This is a genomic window from Ruegeria sp. CG11, from assembly GCF_056537245.1.
Window position 1 is genome coordinate 158,876 of sequence record NZ_JBQFRE010000006.1, and the last position, 21,121, is coordinate 179,996.

Below are 21,121 nucleotides of genomic sequence, written 5' to 3' on the forward strand. Positions count from 1 at the left end.
CTGATGAACGCAACTCATGCGGGAGAAAGCACCTACGAGGCTGCCGTGCGCAAGATGCGCGGCACCTTCCTGATTGTTGCCTCGTTTTCGGCAGTAGTGAACATACTCATGCTGACTGGTCCTATGTTCATGTTGCAGGTCTACGACCGGGTGTTGGCCAGCGGGTCGGTGGCGACACTGCAAGCCTTGTACCTGATCGTACTGGTACTATTCGTTTTCCTCGGGGTTTATGACTTCCTGCGGACACGCCAGATGTCGCGTGCGTCGTATCGCCTGGACCAGATGGTGGGTAAACCTGCTTATGACATCTGGGTGCGGTCAGCGCTGTCAGAGACACCGGCTTTGGGACGCCCTCTGAACGATCTGGCCGTCGTCAGAGGGTTTCTGCCCAGCCCGTCAATGCTTGGGTTCTTCGATCTGCCCTGGATTCCGTTTTATTTAGTTGTTGTTTTTTACATCCACTCTTGGCTGGGATGGCTGACAGTTGCCGGGCTGAGCGTCGTCCTTGTTCTCGCCCTTGCCAACCAATGGGCCACAAATCGCCACCACGCCAAAGCTATGCAGATGGATGGAACCGAGAGTTTCTTTGTCGAACAAAGTCGACGTAATGCCGAAGCGATTGTTCCCTTGGGCATGGCAAACCGCGTGGCCGGGAAATGGGCAGATATGCATCGCGAGGGGCTTGCGACCGGACAGGTCGGAGGCGATCGGGCGGAAGGCTTCGCGGCAGTCTCCAAGGCGTTCCGGATGCTACTGCAATCCACGATGCTGGGGATGGGTGGATATCTGGCGCTTCAGCAGGAAATCTCGGCCGGGATGATCGTGGCAACCTCTATCATTGCCGGGCGCGCATTGGCACCCGTCGATCAGGTTATCGGCCAGTGGCGCAACGTAGTGCGTGCGCGAGAAGCGCATAAGCGGTTGAAGGCGGTGTTTTCGGGTATCCCCGCGATGAAACCGATTATCGACTTGCCCCCGGCAAAGGGCCATCTGACCATGGCCGGCGTCACAAAACTGCCGGGCGACCGACGGGGTGATCGACCACCAATTCTGGATAATGTGAGTTTTCGGTTGGAACCGGGGGATGCCGTTGGCGTGATCGGGCCAAGCGCATCCGGAAAAAGCACGTTGGCTCGCATTCTTGTTGGAGCACTGCCTCCGGATCAGGGAGAGGTCAGGCTGGATGGGGCCACGCTTGATCAGTGGTCAGAGGAAGCGCTGGGGCGGCAGATCGGATATCTGCCGCAGAAACTGGAATTGCTGGCGGGCACTATTCGCGATAATATTGCCCGCTTTGACGCTGAAGCGCAGGACGAAGATGTCATCGAGGCCGCCCGCATTGCTGGTGTGCATGAGATGATCCTGCAACTTCCCGACGGCTACGCGACGCAACTCGGGTTTGGAGCGGCTCCACTTTCGGGTGGCCAGCTGCAACGCATTGGGCTTGCACGTGCGATCTTTGGAATGCCGCGCTACGTCATCCTCGACGAACCCAACTCAAATCTTGATGCGGCCGGAGACGATGCCCTTTCACAGGCAATTGCCACGCTTCGCGAACGTGGCAGTACCGTCGTGGTGATGGCACATCGCCCCAGTGCGATTTCCGCAGTCAACAAGGTGCTGGTGCTGCATTCCGGCCGCGTTGCTGAGTTTGGCGACAAGGAAGAGATCCTGCAAAAATCGGTGCGACCGTCCCGGAGCAAACCGGTGCCATCCGCGGAAGGTGTATAAGCGATGATTGCGATACAAGGGCAGGGGCCTCAGCTTAAGACGTCCACGCGTTGGCCGGGCCTGTTGGGAATGGCAGCGGCTGTGGCGCTTCTGGCGGGGGGAGCCTGGTGGGCCAATACCACCGAAATTAGCGGAGCAGTCATCGCCCAGGGGTCGGTAGAAGTTCAGGGACGCCCCAAGGCCATTCAGCATTTGGATGGCGGGATCATCGATACATTACACGTCCAAGATGGGGATCAGATCGAGCAAGGCGATGTGCTCATCGAGTTGGATGATACGTTGCTGAAAGCCAATATGGCGATCTACCGGACACGCCTGTCGGAAGCTCTGGCCCTCAGGGACCGGCTCCTCGCAGAACAATCGGAACTGACGGAGATATCTTTTTCCGATCCCGACCCGTTGCTGGCGGAAGAAGCTGTCCATGTCCATCAAGCGGGGCAGCGGCAGATTTTTCAGGCCCGTATCGATCTGGAGAACGGCCGCAAGGAGCAACTCGCCGAGAAGATCCGGCAGTTCCAGAACCAGACAACCGGTGTGAATGGGCTGATCGAGGCCAAGGAACGTCAGCTCACTTTCATCAATGAAGAAATCGCCGCGCAGACAACACTCACTGACAAAGGTCTCGCGCGGATAAGCCAACTCCGGTCGCTGCAACGTAACGAGGCCGATCTTCTGGGGCAGATTGCCGAACATCGCTCAGAGTTGGCGCGGATTCAGAATTCAATCCGCGACACTGAACTTGAGCTCTTACAAGGGCAGCGCCAAACCAAGGAAGAGGTGGTCACCCAGCTTCGGGAAACTACCACCTCGATTCAGGAATTGCATCAGCAAATCCTGACGACCAGCAAGCAGCTTGATCGGGTCGATATTCGAGCCCCAAACAGCGGTCGGATTCACGAGATGCAGTTCAGCACGATTGGCGGTGTCGTTCCGCCCGGAGGATTGATCCTCCAGATTGTTCCTCTGAACGAAGGGTTCGTTCTGCGCACCCGGATCGATCCGAGCGCTGTTGATCAGGTGTATATCGGCCAACCCACAAAGGTTCGCTTCCCGGCATTCAACCAGCAGACCACGCCTGAACTTGTTGGTTCGGTCGAAGATGTTTCTGCATCCACCTCGATAGACGAGGCGACAGGTCTTTCATTCTATTGGGTGACGGTATCTGTTGAGCCAGAGGAGCTGGAACGTCTGGGTGATCAGGAGCTCATCCCCGGAATGCCCGTGGAGGCTTATCTGACCACAACGGACCGAACCGTATTGAGCTACTTGTCAAAGCCGCTGTTGGATCAGGTGAATCAAGCATTCCGAGAAGAATGATAAGCTAAATTATGTTAAAGAGAGAGAGGAAGACAGGTGGCAGACCCGGACGAAAAAAGTTCAATCTTGGAGAGCACGATGGCGAATTCGGAACGCCTCCGAATTTCAATTCCAAGCAAGAGCAATGGCCGGGCAATCCTGAGTATCCGAGCAAAGAAATCGCGGCCGACGCGGCAGAGATGCTGGGACTGATGATTCAAGCCGTTCGACTTCAACAAAATATGTCTGTCGAAGAGCTCGCAAAGCTCACGGAGCTGTCAGCGTCGCAGATCGAACGGGTCGAGAGCGGCGACCTGAGCGTCCCAATCGGCCAGACCTTTGCTGTAGCGGCCAGGCTTGGCGTCCCTCTGTATGAGCGCACGGAATTTGATCCTCGTTTTGTCAATGCACGCGTGCATAAACAGCGACAAGAGAATGCGTTGCTGCAACAGAGGGCATTTCAAGCTCGACACCGGAAAGTGGATGACGATTTCTGAAGCTTTTCTTGCGGATTTTGTGCGACGGCCGGTGGCGGGACGTATATCTGTTGAGCAGAGGCTGCGTCTATTCGCAATAACGCGTTCAACCAGCTGTCATTCGCGGTCTCTGCGCCCTTCCGAAATCAAGAAAATGGCCAATATCGACTGCACGGAAAGGCTGCATATCCCGACCCTGGTTCTGCTTACCAACGCGGCGCGGCTTTTCCGTTATTTCTTCGGCATCCCGGTACGCCACGCGTATGCGAGATTAGCGGCATCGGGTCCAGTGCGGTGAGCAGCGGCCCGGTTCGCTTTCACTTTGTGGACACGAGATAGTCGCGACGATGCCGGATTACCGCCGTCCGAGAACTCATTCCAAACCGCTTGATCGAAATCCACAATCTTCGGGCCCGGTCGGCCGAGCAGACGGTCGAGCCATCTTTGATCAAATTCGGGCGCGTCCGATACCAAAATGTGCTCCCGAACGACGTCCAGCGGCCAATCGGAGACAATATCAGGATCCGACCCTCCACTGAGTACAGTCGAATACGGCAGTCCGTGGATTTCTTCTTACTTGGGATCCCAGTCGCTGACATCCCAACTTGCACGCGTGCATATCAATCTACTTTTCACGACGGCTTTGCGGCCTTCGACCCATGCAAGGCCAACTTCGATGGGCCAGCTCTGCAGGCTCAGAGATGATGCTTCGAAATCAATGAAGGTGTGCATTTAGTCTGCAACCAGGTTTTCGAGAAGGTGATAAGGCGCTGTTTTTCGAAACTCCGCGACAAGGTCGGGATCACCGATGCGACCTCGCCCGGCTGTCCTCAGGAGGTGACACACGTAGTAAATGCCGGCGATCGCCATGCTGGCGCCCGCAACGTTGCAGGCTATTTCAAATGCAGTCATCTGACCTCCTATTCAATTATGCACGCGTGCATAATTTGGTTCCTGAACTTTTATGCACGTGTGCATAATTCGTTGGTTGCGCTGTGCACGTATAGCGAAACCAAGCGGTTTCAGTAAATTATATACATATGACACGAGAACACAAAGCGAACAAAGTTGTCAGAGAGCGAGTGAAGGCGGCGCTTGAGGCCAAGCTATCGCCGGATGAGCTCACTGAAAAGGAGAACGAGATCTGGCTTGACGAGTTCTTCGAGAAAACCTCGACTCTGACCCCGGCGGCCAAAGCCTTCTATGAAGATCGGCGCCGACTCGGACTTGGCGTTGGCCTCGACAAAGACGGAAACCTCGTGCGCGGGTCAGATCTAAGAGCGCGCGCAATAGCTGCGCTGGACGGGATCATCGCACCCAGCGATCTGACCGAACTGGAATATGAAGTCTGGATCGATCTGTTCGAGAAAAAGTTAGAAACACCGACAGCTGACGCGGAAGAGTTCTTTGCTGAGCTGCGTGAGCGGGATGCCGACCGAGTTTCGGGCGAAGTTCGGTCGCAGCACATCGGAGGGCTGGATCGTAGTTTCCGACACAAGCGGGACTTGGTTCGATGACCGATAAAAAATGGATCTCTGAAGCCCAGGCGGGCGTTGAAGATGAGCGCCGGCGTCTCGAGCAGAATGGACCTTCACTTGAGAGGTATCGGTATCCGGTTGCTGAGATCCCTGTCACAGATCAGAAAAACGAACCTTCGCAGTCCGAACGAGTCGCTTAGCGTTTGCGCCGCGATCACTGACGCCACCCTCTTCACCCTCGGCGGCACCGTCGGCAACGACGCGACGGTGATATTCGATCGCAGCCTCAATCATCTCCTCAGTCAAGTTTGGAAATGCTTCGAATACATTCTCGGGTGGGTCATTCGCAGCAAAGTTCGCTATTTCCTGAGCGCCGATGCGTGTTCCCTTGATCGTTGGAATGCCGCCGCGGATTTTGGGGTCGCAGACGATGAGATCTATTCGTGCCATAAAATCGGTTCTCTCAAAATGCCGCTGGCTTTACCGGAACTACAACGTCTTGCTCGAGGTTAGCAGTTCCTCGATCCATTTCTTCACGTCTTCATTGCTGAATTCACCGGTTATGTGACGTTCTTGAACCGCCAAAAACTCCTCGCTGATCTTTCCGCCGGACAGTCGAACGGACGCATTCGCCTGACGCCACGCTTCGCGGCGCTTTGCTTGTTCGGGAGTATCAGACGACGGTTCTGGAGTATAATCCTCGAAGCTTTTGCCGAGCTCTATCAAGGCTTCGTTTGACTCAGCAAGGGTTCTCTCAGAGTTTTCGACTTTTTTGTTCATGTGCAGTAGCATAGCTCAGATTCAAGAGAATAATAGATGTCGAAGCAGAGCAAAACACTGTCCAAAATACTGAGGCACGAACCGGAAATAGCTGGGCTGTCGGTGATGCCGGGCGGCTGGGTTCGCATCGATGACTTGCTGAAGGGTATGAAGCGCGCTGGCATTCGGCTGAGCACCGAAGAACTGCACCTGATTGTTGCCGAAAACGACAAAAAGCGCTTCACGATCTCTGATGACGGAAAACTGATCCGTGCTGCTCAAGGTCATTCTGTCGACGTCGATCTCGGACTCGAAGCTGTTGAGCCGCCGGAGGTACTGTTTCACGGCACCGCTCGCGTAAATCTCGATAGCATTTTCAATGACGGGCTGAACCCTGGCCGACGCCAGCAAGTTCATCTGTCATCAGATCCGGAGGCGGCTGAAAGGGTTGGGCAGCGTCACGGAAAACCCGTCGTCCTCAGAATAGACACTGGCGGCATGCTTCGGGATGGCCATCTGTTCTATCGTGCTGACAATGGAGTCTGGTTGACCGACTATGTGCCTGCGACTGCTGTTGGGTTTTGAAGCAAAGTATGCGCAAAGCTAAACCGCTCTGCAACCTGAAGGGCCTTACTTGGATTTACCAGAGCGCGGGGGATTGTTTCCGCGACCACCGCCAGACTTGTTGCCGGTTGTCGAAGGTCCGTTTAAGGGCGTGGTTTTGCCATGCTTACTCTCCTTATGTTGTAGGTCTCTCCACTGAAGTGGATGGCCCATACGTAAGGAACTCCGAAACACCAAACCATGAAATCGACCTTACCTTGCCGGATTTAGCTACCCTTGGGACGCCGTAATTCATACTTTGAGGACAGTATTTACACGAGACGGTCATCTATTTTATCGAACCGGCAACGGCGTTCGGCTGACTGACAAAGTACCTTCAGCGATCGGGTTTGACAGAAAGGCAGATAGAAATAGGGCCGCCGAAGCGGCCCTCTTCCCAATGTGAACTGTCATCCGATCAGGTATATCTCGAAGCCATAGTTTCACGAGTGTCTTTCGGAAAGAACTTGTCTTCGATCATGCCAAAGCTGTGAAATTGATGCTCGGGGTTTTGACCGAACAAATCCCACATTTCCGCTTCGGCTGCCTCCCATTTTTGGCGGCTGGTCAATGCGCTGTCCAGGTTTTTGTCACCGGACTTGTTTCACCGCATGTAGACACCAAATTTGTCTTTCCCCAGATCTGTGACGAAGATGTAAGCACCCTCATTTCCAATCACATAGCCTGTTTCGAATACCCGTTTTGCCATGTCTCTGTCCCTGTTTCCGTTTCTACAGTTTAGGTGGGCTCTTTTGGCTCGGGTCCAAATCTCACGGCATTGAATGTGAACTGAATGCTTGGAGTTGTTCTGGGTCTTCAAACTACCGGTCGTGTACTTCACGAAAACTCTGGTGTAGAACCCTGCCCCGACCTGGCCCGGCGAGTTGAGGAAGTTGCGGCGGTCAGCGGATTTTGTTGAATACAGGTTCCGATCACCCCGTGCGGGTGATGTCCCCCCGTTTTCAACATGGTGCGGAAAATGCGGAAATTCCGGCGATCACAGGCGATCGGCGGGGCGACAAACGTTGCCCCGACAGGGATCTCTTGCAAACATGTGAAATCTTTGTCGGCTGCTTAGCAGCCGTTGACGCAGCGGGCAGCGAAGGTGTTGGAAGAGCCCAACCTGTTTGATGCTGCACAATGCACGAATGATCGGTTTGGTCGCAGGTGCCGCAATCGTCTGCCAAAGGCGAACTTGAAGCCAACTTGACCTAACGACGCCTCTGGAAAAACGGCAAACTGTCAGATCACATTGGAACTACTACACATTTTGTGAATCCAGAATTGTCGCATCTTTTACAAGAGCGTTCCTATCCAGTTAGTCGTACGACGAGGCACGTACTATAGCCCCGCAACCCAGAAAAACGCTTCTGTTCATGCCTCAATGCTGTAGGATCTGGCTCAGGAATGCTTTTGTGCGCTCGTTCTGCGGATTGTCGAAGAATGAATTTGGTGCGCCTTCTTCGATGATTTCACCAGCATCCATAAAGATCACCCGATCCGCCACAGCCTTGGCAAACCCCATTTCATGGGTGACGCAGATCATCGTCATACCGTCACGGGCGAGTTCGGTCATGACGTCCAGAACTTCGGACACCATTTCGGGATCCAGGGCCGAGGTCGGCTCGTCAAAAAGCATAACCTTGGGGTGCATGCACAACGCGCGCGCGATCGCCACACGTTGCTGTTGTCCGCCGGACAGCTGGCCCGGGTACTTCTCGGCGTGTTGCGGGATGTGAACCCGCTCAAGATATTCTATCGCCGTCTTGCGCGCCTCGGCTTCCGGCACGCCGCGCACCCACATCGGGGCTGCCATCAGATTTTGCAGCACGCTCAGGTGCGGGAACAGATTGAAGTGCTGGAACACCATTCCAACCTCCATCCGGACCTGATCGATGTCTTTCATGCGCGCATGCAATTCGATCCCATCGACGGTGATCGTGCCTTCCTGATGCGCCTCCAGCCAGTTGAGAGTACGGATCAGCGTGGATTTGCCGGACCCGGACGGACCGCACACAACGATCCGTTCACCCGAGCGTACCTCGAAATTGATGTTCCGCAGGGCATGGTAGCTGCCATACCACTTGTTCACGCCGCGCATTTCAATGATGGGTTGGGTCATGGCGGCGTTCCTCAGTGGCTTTTGGTGCGAAAGTGGCGCTCGATTCGGGATTGCACCAATTCAAGGCAGATCGACAGAATCCAGTAGATCAGGGCGGCGGTGATCAGCATCTCCATATGCTTGAAGTCCTTGGCCCCGGCGGTACGGGCGATAAACATCAATTCCCAAACGCCGATGACGGATACGAGCGAGCTGTCTTTCAGCATGGCAATGAACTGGTTGCCGGTGGGTGGAATGATGACCGACATGGATTGCGGCAGGATGATCCGGCGCATGGTCAGACCGAACTTGAACCCCAGAGCACGCGAGGCTTCCCATTGCCCTTTCGGGATCGACTGGATCCCGGCGCGGAAAATCTCGGTCATGTAAGCGCCATAACAAAGGGTCAACGCGAGAATACCGGCGGGTACCGCGTCGATCACATATCCCAGCTGCGGTAGGCCCAGATAGATCAGGTAAATCTGCATCAGCAGCGGCAGCCCCCGGAAAAACGAGGTGTAGAAGCTGGCAATCGCAAAAGCAAACCCGTTTGAGGACAACTTTGCGACCGCGCCGAAGATCGCCAGAATGGACGCCAGCGTGATGGAAATGGCCGAAACGTAAAGCGTGGTGAACACGCCTTGCGTGATCATGAACCACAGCTTGGAACGGATGAAGGCAAAATCCAGATCAAAGCCATAAAAGAACGCCAGGAACAGGATCAGCAATTCCAGCCAGACCACGATCACTTGCAGCCGGAATTTCAGAAATCCGATCAGAACGACGTTGAGGGTGAACAGAACCCCCAGAACAAGACCGATCGCAAAACGTCCGAACAGCCCCGATTCAAGCGGCTCGCCGATCACCGGCCGCATGAGTTCGCCAAAGACGGTTCCGGTCAGGTTGAATGCGGCAAAAACCAGCATCGAGACGATGACCATGACGGCCATGAACTTGGGTTTGTGAACTGCTGGATCGCTTTGGACCGTATCCGCATAAATCATCGGCCACCTCGTTGGTCTGTGCGGGCCGGGTCAGGTCCCGGCCCGTTTGGTTTCTTACTTCGTGGAGGTGTAGTCCACGCCGTACCATTTCTGAGAGAGGGCGGTCAGCGTGCCATCGGTCTTCATTTCGGCGACTGCTGCCGCGATCTTGTCACTCAACTCCTGATCGCCCTTGTCGATTGCAACGGCGAGAGGTTCGTAGAAGACCGGATCGCCCAGAACTTTGAACGGGTAACCATTTTCGGACGCGGTCAGAATGGCGGGCAAGGCGTCTACGGTTGCGTCCAGCCGCACACCGTCGCCCAGTCGCAGATCGTCAAACACTGCCGAGGACCCGGCATATGAGCGGATTTCTCCGGGTGTGACATCATAGGTGAACTCAGGCACGCCTTCGGCGTCGATCGTCAGATCGTGCTGCGCGTAGGATTCGTAGGTCGAAGAGCTGCCAACGCCGAACTTCTTGCCATCCAGATCCGCCAGACTTCCCGCGGCGCTGTCCTCGTGAACGGCCGCAACGGCGGGGGTGTAATAATAGACCGCCGGGAAATCCAACACTTCGGCGCGCGCCTTGGTTGGCGTCATCGAGCCGACCGAGACATCCCAGCGACCGGACCAGTTACCGGCGGTGATGATTTCCCATGCAGGGGTTACGAATTCGGCTTCGACGCCCAGACGTTTGGCGATTTCCTTGGCGACGTCGACGTCGAACCCATCCATTTCGTTATTGTCGTTCACAAAGCTTTGCGGCGCCCAGTCTGCCGAGGTGGCAATGGTCAGCACGCCATCGGACATGATGCGGTCCAGCGCTTCGCCCGCGAAGGCCGCAGTCGCTGTGGTGGTCAGAGCAGCTACGGCTACGGTAGTGAAAAATCGGCGGGTTAGGGTCATGATATCCTCCTGTTGGTGACCTGTCAGAGCCAGATTGTGAGGCGGTAGGCCTCAAGAAGTGCAGCGTGGATCGACCGGCTGGTCAGCGCATCTCCGATCCGGTGCAAAGTGAAGCCAGGCGTGTCGGGCCGGGGTTGCGCGCGCCATTCGGCCAGCGCATCCACATCGGTATGTCCGACGTTGGCGGACTGATACGCAAGCGCCTGCCAGACCTCGTCCAGCGGATCGGTCGCGGCCTCGATCAGCACCTGATCGGCCAGTATGTCCACGGCCTCGCCGGTCAGTTCATGACTCAGAGTGGCGCGCAGGCGATTGCCATCGCGATGCAGCGCGGCCAGACGCTGATAGGGCAAAACAGTCACGCCCTGTGCCGCCAGCCGTTTGTGAAAGATGATCCGGTCGGTGTAGCCCATCTCGGTCGCAACGTGATGGTCGATGGTGGCGACGGTGACCGAGTGGCCCTGTTCGCTCAGATGATCGGCGGTCGAGGCTGCTTCGTGCCGACCCGTATGATCGCAGATCAGAATTTCGCCTGCCGGTTTCACGTCGCCCGCCAGCACATCCCAGGAACTGACGGCCAGCTCTGCTCCGGGTATCCCGGTTTCGGCGGGCATACCGCCGGTGGCGACAAAGACGTGGTCGGGCTGTTCCGCCAGCACATCATCGGCGTCGGCATAGATGTTGCAACGCACATCCACGCCCAGATGCGTCAGCTCTGCCTCGCGCCAATCGACGATCGAGATCAGGTCCTTGCGCCAACCCGCCTTTGAGGCCAGCCGGATTTGCCCACCCAGTTGCGGAGCGGCTTCGAACAGGACCACATTGTGGCCGCGTTCGGCTGCCACTCGGGCGGCCTCCATCCCGGCGGGGCCGCCACCGATCACCACGACCTTTTTGCCCGGCATGTTCGAGCGTTCGACCTGCATCGGCAGATGCGTCTCGCGGCCCGAGGCGGGGTTATGAATGCAATGTGGTTTCTTGTAGATGCAGTGCGAGGCACCGATACAGGGCCGGATACGTTCCTCTTCTCCGCGCATGATTTTGTTCACGATCTGCGGATCGGCGATATGTGCGCGCGTCATCGCCAACATGTCCACCACGCCCTCGCGCACGGCATGGCGCGCATTGGCCACATCCGTAACCCGCGCGGCATGGAAAATCGGCACACCCGCGACGCGGCGGAACTCGGCCACCTGATCCAGATACGGAGCCAGCGGGCGGCTCATGCCCGGCATGTTTTCCTCGACCAGCTTCAGTTCGGTATCCATGCGACCGACATTGCAATTGAGGAAATCGACCGCCCCTTCGTGCCGCAGGATCTCGGCGATCCGGCACACTTCGTCAAAACGCAGGCCGCCCTCGCCTTCGTCCAGCGTCAGGCGCATCCCGAGGACGAAGTCGTCGCCAACCTGTTTGCGAATTTCCTCATGCACCATCAGGGCAAAGCGGGCGCGGTTCTCGATACTTCCGCCGAACCCGTCGGTGCGCTGATTGGTCATGGGGGAAAAGAACTGACCGATCAGATGCGATGCCGCCAAGGTCTCCAACCCGTCCAGACCACCGTCTTTGCACCGTCGTGCGGCTGCGCCAAAGGCTTTCACCACGCGGGCGATATCGGCGTTGTCCATTTCACGCGGGAAGTTGCGATGCAGGTCTTCACGGATCGCGGACGGTGCGATTGTGGGCAGCCATTCACCCTCCTGCGCATCCCCGCGCCGACCCATATGGGTGATCTGGCACATCAGGGCGGTGCCATGCTGATGGATACGTTCGGAAAACTGCTGCAGGAACGGGATCACCCGATCTGTGCCGACATTCAGCTGGTTGAACACCGAGGGGCTGTCCGGCGCGATGTTCGAGCTGCCGCCAAACATGGTCAGCGCAAGCCCGCCCTTGGCCTTTTCCTCGTGATACCGCTGGTACCGCTCGGCCGGCATGTTGTCGTCATCCATCGCCGATGCATGAGACGTGCTCATGACCCGGTTTTTCAGCGTCAGCCCGCGAATGGTCAGGGGCTGCAGCAAAGGATCTTTGGTGGTGACCTGCGACGCCGCGTTCATGCGAATGTATCCGGTAAATCAGCCTTGCGACGGTTCATGAAATCGATCAGCGCTTCGTCGATGGCGGGATCCATGGCCGGACGCTGGTATTCAGCCAAAAGCTCTTTGCGCCGCAGCATGGCGCGTTGCGCGGCATCCAGGCTGCCTTCGGCCTGCCATTGTTCAAAACTGTCGCCATTGGCGTTGGAGGGGACATAGAAGGCGCTTTTGTACCGCGCCATGGTGTGCGCAGCCGACAGGAAGTTCCCGGCCGGGCCGACCTCGGCAATCGCCTCCAGCGCCAGCGCGTCCGTACTGGTGTCCACACCGGTCATCATCCGGGCCGCAGCGCCAAGCATATCGCAATCGATCAGGAACTTGTCGAAATTCGATACCAGCCCGGCCTCGAGCGTGCCCGTGGCATGGATAAAGAAATTCACCCCCGCCAGCAGCGAGAACATCATGTACAGCGCGCCCTCCCAGCCGGCCTGGGCATCCGGGATCTTGGAATTTGACGATGAGCCGCCACAGCGGAATGGCACGCCCAGACGGCGCGCCAGTTGCCCGGCAATCAGCAGGCTTTTCCAGGTTTCGTCATAGCGGATCGGGCTGCCGGATTTCATCGACATGCCCAGCATCATGAAGCCATAAATGACAGGCGCACCCGGACGCACCAGTTGCGTGATGGCCATGCCCACCAGTGTTTCCGCCAACGCCTGCGCCGCCGATCCCGCAACCGTCGTGGGGCTGGAGGCCCCGGCAATCATGAACGGCGCAATCACACAGGCCTGACCTGCCGCCGCATAGACATGCGCGGCATCCAGCATGGTTTCATCCAGCACCAGCGGGGAATTCAGGTTGATCAGGGCCGAAACCACACAGTTCTGCCCCACAAAGTCCTTGCCGAAGGCGATTTCGCACATGGCCAACGTGTCTTCGGCGCGGCTCTTTTCGGTGACGGCGCCCATGAATGCCTTGTCAGAATATGCAATGTGGCCGTAGTTCATATCCAGATGCCGTTTGGGCACCGAGATGTCTGTGGGTTCGCAGATCGGCCCACCGGTATGGTGCATTTCGGGCGCCATATGGGCGAGTTTCACGAAGGTGTTGAAATCCTCCAGCGTGCCATAGCGGCGATCGATGTCACTGGCAGCTACGAACGGTGGACCATAGACCGGCACCATCACCAACGAGTCGCCACCGATCCGCACCGATTTGGCCGGATTGCGCGCGTGCTGCACGAATTCCTTGGGCGCGTTTTCCACCACCAGCTTGCGGCAGAAATGGCGGTCGAACCGTACCCGTTCCCCATCAACCGTGCATCCGGCCTCCTTGAGCAGTTTGAGACTGGGGGCGTGGCTGACCTGCACACCGACGTTCTGCAAAATATCTTCTGCAGCCTCTTCGATGGCGGTGATCTGCTCTTCGTTCAGGATTTCATATGTGGGGGCGGTACGCGTCAGGTAGGGCGGGTGCTCGACAGGAGCATTTGCGGTGGTCTGACTGGAGCGGCGACGACGGCGTTCGGACAACTGGTTCTTCCCTGAAGCTCTTTGATCTGAGTTTCAGGAATTTGTCATGCTTCTATCACTCAAATAAATATGGTTTGGTTTCATGCCTGTGATAACTGCGAGTTATGTCTTTACGCAGAATGATTCCCTCCGCCCAATCCTTGTTTGCGTTTGAGGCGGCGGCACGAACACTCAATTTCACCCAAGCCGGGCGGGACCTGAACGTCACTCAACCGGCCGTCAGCAAAAGCGTCGCAGCCCTTGAGGCGCATGTCGGATGTCGACTGTTTGTTCGCAGCAAAGCGGGGCTGGCGCTAACGCGCGAGGGTGAAATTCTGAACAACGCCGTTCGGCTGTCCTTTCCGGCGCTTCAGAATGCATTACAGCAGATATCGCGGCTACCAAAGGACGAACCAAAAATACAACTTTCACTGTCAACTGCATTTGCGACGCACTGGTTGATGCCACAGCTTGAGGACCTCAAGCGCGACCTGCCTCATTTGTCTCTGGGTTTTACGCTGGATATTGGCGAGATGCGCGGCCCGGTGGCACCCGCAGATCTTGGGTTGCGGCATGAGGCGGAAGTGGACCCCGGGGAAGTAGCCACCCCCTTTGCATCGGAATGGGTCATCGCAGTCGCGTCACCGGATTACATTCAGCGCAACGGAACGCTCGACAATCCCAAAACGGCGGGCGTGCACTCTCTGGTCAAGCTGAATGAACCGCGCGTTACCTGGGCTGAGTTTTTGTCAGAGACCGGGCAGGAAATTCACGGCAAACTACCCGAGCTGAGGGTTCCGGACTATTCTATCGTCATCCAACAAGCGCTCAACGGCAAAGGCGTTGCTTTGGGCTTTGCCAGCACGATTGGATACCTGGTCAAAGAGGGGCAGCTGATACCGGCGTTGCCGGTAAGTTGGCAAACGGGCAGTTGGTACACCCTGACCAGCCCGGAGCCGTTGGAGGAAAATGCGAATGCTGCGCAGTTGTTCAGCTGGATCAGCGAGCGCAGCCGCCATCAACTCGCATTTCTCGAGAAATGCGTTTCTGTGGTCCGGTGACTAACGACTCTTCCAAACCATCAGGAAAAGGAAATCGAACTGGTCGCCGCGCGGCATCGAAGGTTTCGAATGCCATATCAAAGGTCAAGATCAACGCCCGCTCCTTGGTAGGATGACAGCAGCGTGCCAAACTCCTGTGCCGCCTGAATACCTTCCGAATGATCATAGTGACGCGCCGCGGTTGACTGGGACTTATGACTAAGCAAAGCGGCGGCGGCACGGCCTGTCGCTGTCATGGTTTCGCTGGCCTGCGTTGCCACGTTGTCGCGCAGTCGATGAATGGATATGCGGGTCCTGAAAGCCTCTTGGGTCATGTTGCCGGTCAACCGGCCGATCTGGTTCTGACTGATTGCGGTGTTTCGGGATTTGATGGATGGAAACACCGCACATCCGTCATCGAATATTGGGCGAAACGACTGGCGGTATTCCTGCAAAGCCGCTGCCGGCCGAGAATTGCGGAGGCTGCGCTCAATCGGCGCGCCCTGCTTCCGATCTTCCGGCAGTTTCAGCATGGACGCCGGAATGCGGATGCCGACGGTATTGTCATCTTGAAGGTAAAGACTGGTGTCGAAGGAAAGGCAAGACAGCGCCCTTGCACGCTGCGGCAAGGCGGTTCCGATGGCTAGGATCAATCCGTTTCGGAACTGCCGGGCAGCGTCCGAACCCCGCATCGGGGATGACCGCGCGTTTTCGATATGCTGGAACCCGAGATCGTGTATTGCTGTGGCACCGACGAGTTGCGCGCCGGTTTTGGTTAACGCGCCCTCCTGATCGGCCCTGTTGCTCCAATCTGCGACGACAAAACTACAGGCCGTAGAAGAAAATCCAGGCTGAACGAGGCCAATCCCGCTCAGAATGCGCGACTGATAGTCAGCGACCGTCCGTGCCCCCACAGTTCGACCATCTTCCGGATCAGCGAAAAGGTGATGCCCGAATGCGTCCAATGAAGCACCCGTTGGTATCAATGACCCCCCATGCGCCGAACAGAATGCAGCCCAACGCTTCAAGGCACGGATGACGTTCAGAGTGTGGACCGCACTCCACAGCGTTCGGCCTAAAACCCGCTTCCCCTGTTTGGACAGCACTGTCTGCCCTGCGATGGGAGAACGCCACGGCTCCGGCAATCCCTGAAGCAAAGCCTCGGCCTCTGCCCATGCGGTCTTGCGCGGTGGTTTCTGCGACACACTATGTTGGCGCAAGACCTGACCAAAATGCGCGGTCAAGCCCAGCCTCTCTCAGCTTGCGCATCGGAACTTTCGAATAGCGCAAGGCCAAACCATTATAGGTGCTCAAGGCGACCGCGCCGGCGCCCGGCGCAGCCTCTTGATGCACGGCGGTCGGTGGAGCTGAAGCAGAAGCTTCAGTTGAAGACAGCAATTGGCTCGCCCAGAACCTCGAGGATCGGGCGAGTACCGATACCAGGAAGATCGGGTGCAGAGACGAAACGGCCGTCGCGGTGCGGGGGATTGGTCACGGTTTCCTTCTTTATCCCCATCGGCATCAGTGCCGTCATCACACTGCGTGACGGGGTCGCTTGACCCATGTGGGCGACCACAGCGCAGGCCAGCTCGCTCCACGACGAATCCTGCAAGTCCATTGGCACCTTAAGAGCTGAGCAGACATCGCGGATCACCCGCATCTTGGAAATGCCGCCGACTTTGGCCAGCTTCAGGTTCAGCCCATCCAACACCCCGTCTGCTTTGGCCCGCAGCACAACATTCAGGTCGGAGGCGCTTTCATCCAGGATCAGCGGTACCCCGCTGCTGCGGCGCACGTCACGGCATTCTTCGTAGGTCGCACAAGGTTGTTCGAAAAGCACATCCACCTGACCCGCCATGCGGGCGATCCGCAACGCTTCATCCACGCGCCAGCCGGCATTTGCGTCATATTTCAAGGACTCCCCCGGGCGCATCAGTTCACCAATGGTGCGCAGGTATTCGATATCCGCCTCCGGGTCGCCGCTGGACTTCGACGAGAACCGCTTGTGGCCATCAGCTCGCAACCGCTCTATCGCTTCGGCCAGTTCCGGACCGGTCGTTGGAGGCGCCGACCCGTAACATCCCAGTTTGGGCGTGAGCTTGCCGCCTAGAAGCATGTACAGCGGTGTGTTCAAGGCATGCCCCAGAATGTCCCAGCATGCCACATCCAGCGCGGTTTTGACATAGGGCTGCCCGGTCATTTCCGCGTCCATCAGCTCGTTGATGGCACCGATCATGCGGGGATCCTTGCCGATAAGCCCGGGGGCCAGTTCTATCAGGCCCGCACGCGCGCCAGCCGCAAAGGCCGGTATAAAGTTTGACCCCCAGGGCACGCTGTCCCCCCAGCCTTCGATCCCGGTGTCTGTTTCGATCCGGACGATGGTCTCGTCAAAATTGTCCATGACCCGCCCGTGGGAGATCTTGAAGGGCTCGATCGGAACATCGATCTGGTAGACGCTGATACGGGTAATTTTCATGCGATCTCGGTACTCTCTAGAAGGTTGGAGGCGAAGTCGTTCAAGTCCTCCGCCTGGAGGTGGCAGGCAATTACATGTCCGGGGCCTGTTGCTCGTTCCGGCGGCACGGTGCCGTCGCAGGTGCCGGGGACAGCAAGTGGGCAACGCGCAAAGAACGGGCAGCCCGCTGCTTTGAGGTCAACTCCCCCAGAAATGCCTGCCTGGCTTTCACGCGACGCCATGGTGTCTTCCAGCCAGCCTGTGCGCATTTCGGGAACCGAGCCGATCAGAAGCTTGGTATAGGGGTGGAAGGGCGGTGCCAGAATCTGGGCAACCGGCCCCTTTTCCACCACCCGTCCGGCGTACAGAACCACGATTTCTTCCGCGAAGGACGCCACTGTGCTGAGATCGTGGCTGATGAAGACGAACGACACGCCGGTTTTTTCGCGTAAGTCCGTCAGCAACTTGATCACCGATGCGCCCACAACCGTATCCAGTGCCGAGGTCACCTCGTCGCAGAGAATGACCTCTGGATCCGCCGCCAGAGCGCGGGCCAGATTGATCCGCTGTTTCTGTCCGCCCGACAACTCTCCTGGCAGACGGTTGGCGAAACTGGGCGGTAGTTCCACCATGGTAAGTATCTCTCCCACCCGCTTCTTGCGCTGACTGGCATTCAGGCCCGCATAAAACTTCAGCGGGCGGCCAATGATTTCACCGATGGTCTGATGCGGGTTTAAGGCGGTATCGGCCATCTGGAAGACGAACTGCACCCGGCGCAGATCTTCTCGGCTGCGGTTCTTGAGGTCTGCGGGCAGTTGCCTGCCCGAAAGCGAAACCGCACCATCCGCTGCAGGCAGCAGCCCTGCGATAACCCGCGCCAAGGTGGACTTGCCGCAGCCGGATTCGCCGATTACACCGACCGCCTTACCGCGTCCGACAGTGACATTGATGTTTTTGAGAACCGGGAACTGAGGCTGGTGGTTAGTGATCGTGCCATAGCCCGCAGTGACGGCTTTCACATCGAGACAGTCCTCCTCCCCACCGCCGGACCCATTTGCGCTGTCCTTGGATTTTGGCATCGGATGCGCGGCCGCCATCAGCTTTTTCGTATAGGGGTGACGCGGGTTGCTGATGATCTGCTCCACCGGCCCCTGTTCCATCACTTCGCCGCCATACAGCACGACGATATGGTCAGCGATCTGGGCCACCACAGCCAAGTCGTGGGTCACGTAGATCGCCGCCGAACCTTCCTCGTGGATCACTTTTTTGAAGGCCTTCAAAACCTCGATCTGCGTGGTGACATCCAACGCGGTCGTCGGCTCGTCCAAGACCAAGAGGTCGGGCTTTTCCACGAGCGCCATGGCAGCCATCAGCCTTTGCAGCTGCCCGCCAGAGACCTGATGCGGATAGCGTTCGCCAATGCTCTCTGGGTTGGGGAGTTCCAGCGCGCGGTAAAGCTCCAACGCGCGGGCGTCGGCCTCTTCTTGGGTCATGGTGCCGTGCAGCATCACGCTTTCGGTGACCTGCTCGCCGATCTTCAGCGACGGATTGAAAGTGGCCGCTGCGGATTGTGCCAGATAAGCCACGTGTTTTCCGCGCATCAGGCGGCGCTCTTCGCTTTCGACCGTCAACATGTCGGTCCCGCGCAGCAGCGCTTTGCCACCGGCAAAATGCAGCCCCGGTTTGGTGTAACCAAGCGCGGACAGCGAAATGGTTGTCTTGCCCGACCCGGACTCGCCGATCAGCGCCACAACCCGGCCTGCGGGCACATCAAAGGAGACACCTTTGACAATCGGAATAGGCGGTGCCCCAAACGGCCGTGCTTCGATTTTAAGATCTTTGACCTGAAACAGGGGTTCGTTCATGTCATCTTCTCCGCCAAGGCACCGCCGCTTTGGGCGGAAATGTCATCCACGATCAGGTTGATCGAAATGGTCAGGATCGCGATGGCAGCAGCCGGTGCTAGGCAGGCGATGCCACCGTTCCAGAACCCATTGCCGAGGCCGGTCATGTTCTCACGCATCATTGTACCCCATTCGGCAAGGGGCGGTCGCACGCCCAGGCCAAGGAAGCTGAGGCTGGTGACGAATAGGATCACAAAGACCAGCCGCAGGCCAAAGTCGGTGGCCAGTGGCATGATTGCGTTGGGCAGCACCTCGCGAGTGATGATCCACCACTGTCCCTCACCGCGGGCACGGGCGGCCTCGACAAAATCTTGCACCATGATGTCCAGCGCCAGCGCGCGTGCGATGCGGAACACGGCGGCGGCATAGACCACCCCGCCCAGAACGATCAGCAGCGGTATCGATGACCCGATGGCGGCGATCATGACCAGAGCCAGCATGATACTGGGGAAGGCCAGCACCGCATCGTCGGCACGGCAGAGGATGGAGGCGGTCCAGCCGCCTGCCACCGCGGCACCGATTCCCAATGTAATTCCGATCAGGTAGGCCAACATTGTAGCGGCCAGGGAAATGCCAATGGTTGTCCTTGCGCCGTAGATCAGCCGGGAAAGGGTATCGCGGCCAAGGTAATCGGTTCCCAGCCAGGCTTGTTCATTGGGTGGGCGGAAGCCCGGGTCCAGAATGAACTCGCCAGTCAGGGTTTCTTCAATAAAATAGGCCTGATCGTAAGGCGAAATCATCGGGCCAAAGATCATCAGGAAGACAAAGCCCAGCAGGAAACCAGCGCAGACCTTACTGGAGAGAGAAAGGCGAATGCGTTTCTTGGGTGGTGCATCGGGCAGGTCACCAAATTGTGCCGCATCGTCTGTACTTGTCTGTAGGGTCATTTCGGATGCCTCAAACGCGGGTTGGAAAAGATGGAAGCCATATCGGCGATCAAGATGAGGACGATGTACGAGACGCAGAAAATCATCGCGCAAGCCTGAACCAGAGGCAGATCGCGTGACAGCACCCCATCAACCATCAGTTTCGCAAGGCCCGGGTAGGCAAAGATCGTTTCGATGATCACCACGCCGGACACCAGATAGGCCAGATTTAGGGCGATTACGTTCACAATTGGTCCTACGGCATTCAGCAACGCGTGGCGCAAAACGATACGTCTGCGCGGAATGCCCTTGAGGATCGCCATCTCGATGTAAGGAGAGCCCATGACGTTCAGCACGCCCGCGCGGGTCATCCGGACCATTTGGGCTGAGACCACGATCACCAGCGTCAAGATCGGCAGCGACAGAACGTAGAGAGATTGCCAAAACCCTTCGGTGCCGCTGAGATAGCTCACCGCAGGCGTCAGCCCCAGTTGAATCGCCAGCACGAAGATCAGGATGGTCGCGATCAGAAAGTCTGGCACCGATATCAGCCCGAGGGTGGTGAGCGTCACAAGACGGTCGATCCGCCCGCCGGGATTCATCGCCGCGATCAGGCCTAAGAACACGGACAGTGGAATGGCGATCATTGAAACCACCATTGCCATGAAGGCCGTATTGCCGATCCGGTTAGCGATAAGGCTGGAAACGGTCGCCCCTCCGGCCTGGGAAATGCCTAGGTCCCCGGTCAGAAGGTTACCCAGCCAGCCCAGATACTGCAGGGCCAAGGGCCGATCCAACCCCAGTTCTGCTCGCAGCGCCGCCAGGTTTTCGGCGGTGGCCTGTTGGCCCAGTCGGATTTCGGCGGCATCGCCCGGCAGAATCTGGGTTGCGATGAAGATCAGCACCGACACAACCCAGACCAGAAGGGCGGCAATGCCAATTCGTTTCAATATCAGTCCAAACATTTTCC

At 57.5% G+C, this 21,121-nt stretch carries 19 protein-coding genes; 6 read left to right on the forward strand and 13 right to left on the reverse strand.

The features are described 5' to 3' along the window. The first annotated feature begins 3 nt into the window (after positions 1-3). From ACR0KW_RS15200 to ACR0KW_RS15210, 3 genes are all read left to right on the forward strand, one after another. Positions 4-1,731, forward strand: a complete 1,728-nt coding sequence (locus ACR0KW_RS15200; RefSeq protein ID WP_480805744.1) for a type I secretion system permease/ATPase — start codon at positions 4-6, stop codon at positions 1,729-1,731. A gap of 69 nt (positions 1,732-1,800) precedes the next feature. Continuing rightward, a complete protein-coding gene (locus ACR0KW_RS15205) occupies positions 1,801-3,048 on the forward strand; it encodes an HlyD family type I secretion periplasmic adaptor subunit (RefSeq protein WP_480805745.1) in 1,248 nt (415 codons plus the stop codon). A gap of 11 nt (positions 3,049-3,059) precedes the next feature. Further along, positions 3,060-3,524, forward strand: coding sequence for a helix-turn-helix domain-containing protein (locus tag ACR0KW_RS15210; protein WP_480805746.1), 465 nt, complete (start codon positions 3,060-3,062; stop codon positions 3,522-3,524). Positions 3,525-4,235: 711 nt separating this feature from the next. Here ACR0KW_RS15210 and ACR0KW_RS15215 read toward each other — a convergent pair. Beyond that, entirely contained in the window at positions 4,236-4,415 is a 180-nt protein-coding gene (locus ACR0KW_RS15215) for a hypothetical protein (RefSeq protein ID WP_480805747.1), read from the reverse strand. A gap of 170 nt (positions 4,416-4,585) precedes the next feature. On the opposite strand from ACR0KW_RS15215, the gene ACR0KW_RS15220 reads away from it, so the two are divergent. Further along, positions 4,586-5,020, forward strand: coding sequence for a hypothetical protein (locus ACR0KW_RS15220; protein WP_480805748.1), 435 nt, complete (start codon positions 4,586-4,588; stop codon positions 5,018-5,020). Between the two features lie 114 nt (positions 5,021-5,134). On the opposite strand, the gene ACR0KW_RS15225 is transcribed toward ACR0KW_RS15220, so the two are convergent. Both ACR0KW_RS15225 and ACR0KW_RS15230 read right to left on the reverse strand, forming a co-directional pair. Further along, positions 5,135-5,431, reverse strand: coding sequence for a DUF433 domain-containing protein (locus tag ACR0KW_RS15225; RefSeq protein WP_480805749.1), 297 nt, complete (start codon positions 5,429-5,431; stop codon positions 5,135-5,137). 39 nt (positions 5,432-5,470) lie between these two features. Further along, positions 5,471-5,761, reverse strand: a complete 291-nt coding sequence (locus ACR0KW_RS15230) for an antitoxin VbhA family protein (protein WP_480805750.1) — start codon at positions 5,759-5,761, stop codon at positions 5,471-5,473. Between the two features lie 36 nt (positions 5,762-5,797). Here ACR0KW_RS15230 and ACR0KW_RS15235 point away from each other — a divergent pair, with 36 nt between their 5' ends. Then, a complete protein-coding gene (locus ACR0KW_RS15235) occupies positions 5,798-6,325 on the forward strand; it encodes an RNA 2'-phosphotransferase (protein WP_480805751.1) in 528 nt (175 codons plus the stop codon). Positions 6,326-7,724: 1,399 nt separating this feature from the next. On the opposite strand, the gene ACR0KW_RS15240 is transcribed toward ACR0KW_RS15235, so the two are convergent. Genes ACR0KW_RS15240 through ACR0KW_RS15260 form a run of 5 tightly spaced genes read right to left on the reverse strand, consistent with a single transcriptional unit; the run spans position 7,725 to position 13,907 of the window. After that, the gene (locus tag ACR0KW_RS15240; RefSeq protein ID WP_480805752.1) at positions 7,725-8,465 is read right to left on the reverse strand and encodes an amino acid ABC transporter ATP-binding protein; all 741 of its coding nucleotides are present in this window, start codon (positions 8,463-8,465) and stop codon (positions 7,725-7,727) included. Positions 8,466-8,476: 11 nt separating this feature from the next. Beyond that, positions 8,477-9,448, reverse strand: coding sequence for an amino acid ABC transporter permease (locus tag ACR0KW_RS15245; protein WP_480805753.1), 972 nt, complete (start codon positions 9,446-9,448; stop codon positions 8,477-8,479). A 54-nt stretch (positions 9,449-9,502) separates the two neighbouring features. Beyond that, positions 9,503-10,336 (reverse strand): transporter substrate-binding domain-containing protein, encoded by an 834-nt coding sequence (locus ACR0KW_RS15250; protein ID WP_480805754.1) that lies wholly within the window; start codon positions 10,334-10,336, stop codon positions 9,503-9,505. 23 nt (positions 10,337-10,359) lie between these two features. Then, a complete protein-coding gene (locus ACR0KW_RS15255) occupies positions 10,360-12,396 on the reverse strand; it encodes an oxidoreductase (protein WP_480805755.1) in 2,037 nt (678 codons plus the stop codon). Further along, on the reverse strand, positions 12,393-13,907 hold the full coding sequence (locus ACR0KW_RS15260; protein ID WP_480805756.1) for a trimethylamine methyltransferase family protein: 1,515 nt from the start codon (positions 13,905-13,907) through the stop codon (positions 12,393-12,395). Before ACR0KW_RS15260 ends, ACR0KW_RS15255 begins: the two co-directional genes overlap by 4 nt. 119 nt (positions 13,908-14,026) lie before the next feature. Between ACR0KW_RS15260 and ACR0KW_RS15265 the strand changes: the two genes are divergently transcribed. Then, complete coding sequence (locus ACR0KW_RS15265) at positions 14,027-14,947, forward strand: LysR family transcriptional regulator (protein WP_480805757.1); 921 nt, start codon at positions 14,027-14,029, stop codon at positions 14,945-14,947. Between the two features lie 77 nt (positions 14,948-15,024). Here ACR0KW_RS15265 and ACR0KW_RS15270 read toward each other — a convergent pair whose 3' ends face one another. From ACR0KW_RS15270 to ACR0KW_RS15290, 5 genes are all read right to left on the reverse strand, one after another. Continuing rightward, a complete protein-coding gene (locus ACR0KW_RS15270; RefSeq protein WP_480805758.1) occupies positions 15,025-16,170 on the reverse strand; it encodes a hypothetical protein in 1,146 nt (381 codons plus the stop codon). A 137-nt stretch (positions 16,171-16,307) separates the two neighbouring features. Then, positions 16,308-17,402, reverse strand: a complete 1,095-nt coding sequence (locus ACR0KW_RS15275) for a mandelate racemase/muconate lactonizing enzyme family protein (protein WP_480805759.1) — start codon at positions 17,400-17,402, stop codon at positions 16,308-16,310. Continuing rightward, entirely contained in the window at positions 17,399-19,246 is a 1,848-nt protein-coding gene (locus ACR0KW_RS15280) for an ABC transporter ATP-binding protein (RefSeq protein WP_480805760.1), read from the reverse strand. Before ACR0KW_RS15280 ends, ACR0KW_RS15275 begins: the two co-directional genes overlap by 4 nt. After that, positions 19,243-20,172, reverse strand: coding sequence for an ABC transporter permease (locus ACR0KW_RS15285; RefSeq protein WP_480805761.1), 930 nt, complete (start codon positions 20,170-20,172; stop codon positions 19,243-19,245). The genes ACR0KW_RS15280 and ACR0KW_RS15285 overlap by 4 nt, the downstream gene beginning before the upstream one ends. After that, on the reverse strand, positions 20,169-21,116 hold the full coding sequence (locus ACR0KW_RS15290) for an ABC transporter permease (protein ID WP_480805762.1): 948 nt from the start codon (positions 21,114-21,116) through the stop codon (positions 20,169-20,171). Before ACR0KW_RS15290 ends, ACR0KW_RS15285 begins: the two co-directional genes overlap by 4 nt. Between the last annotated feature and the right edge of the window lie 5 nt (positions 21,117-21,121).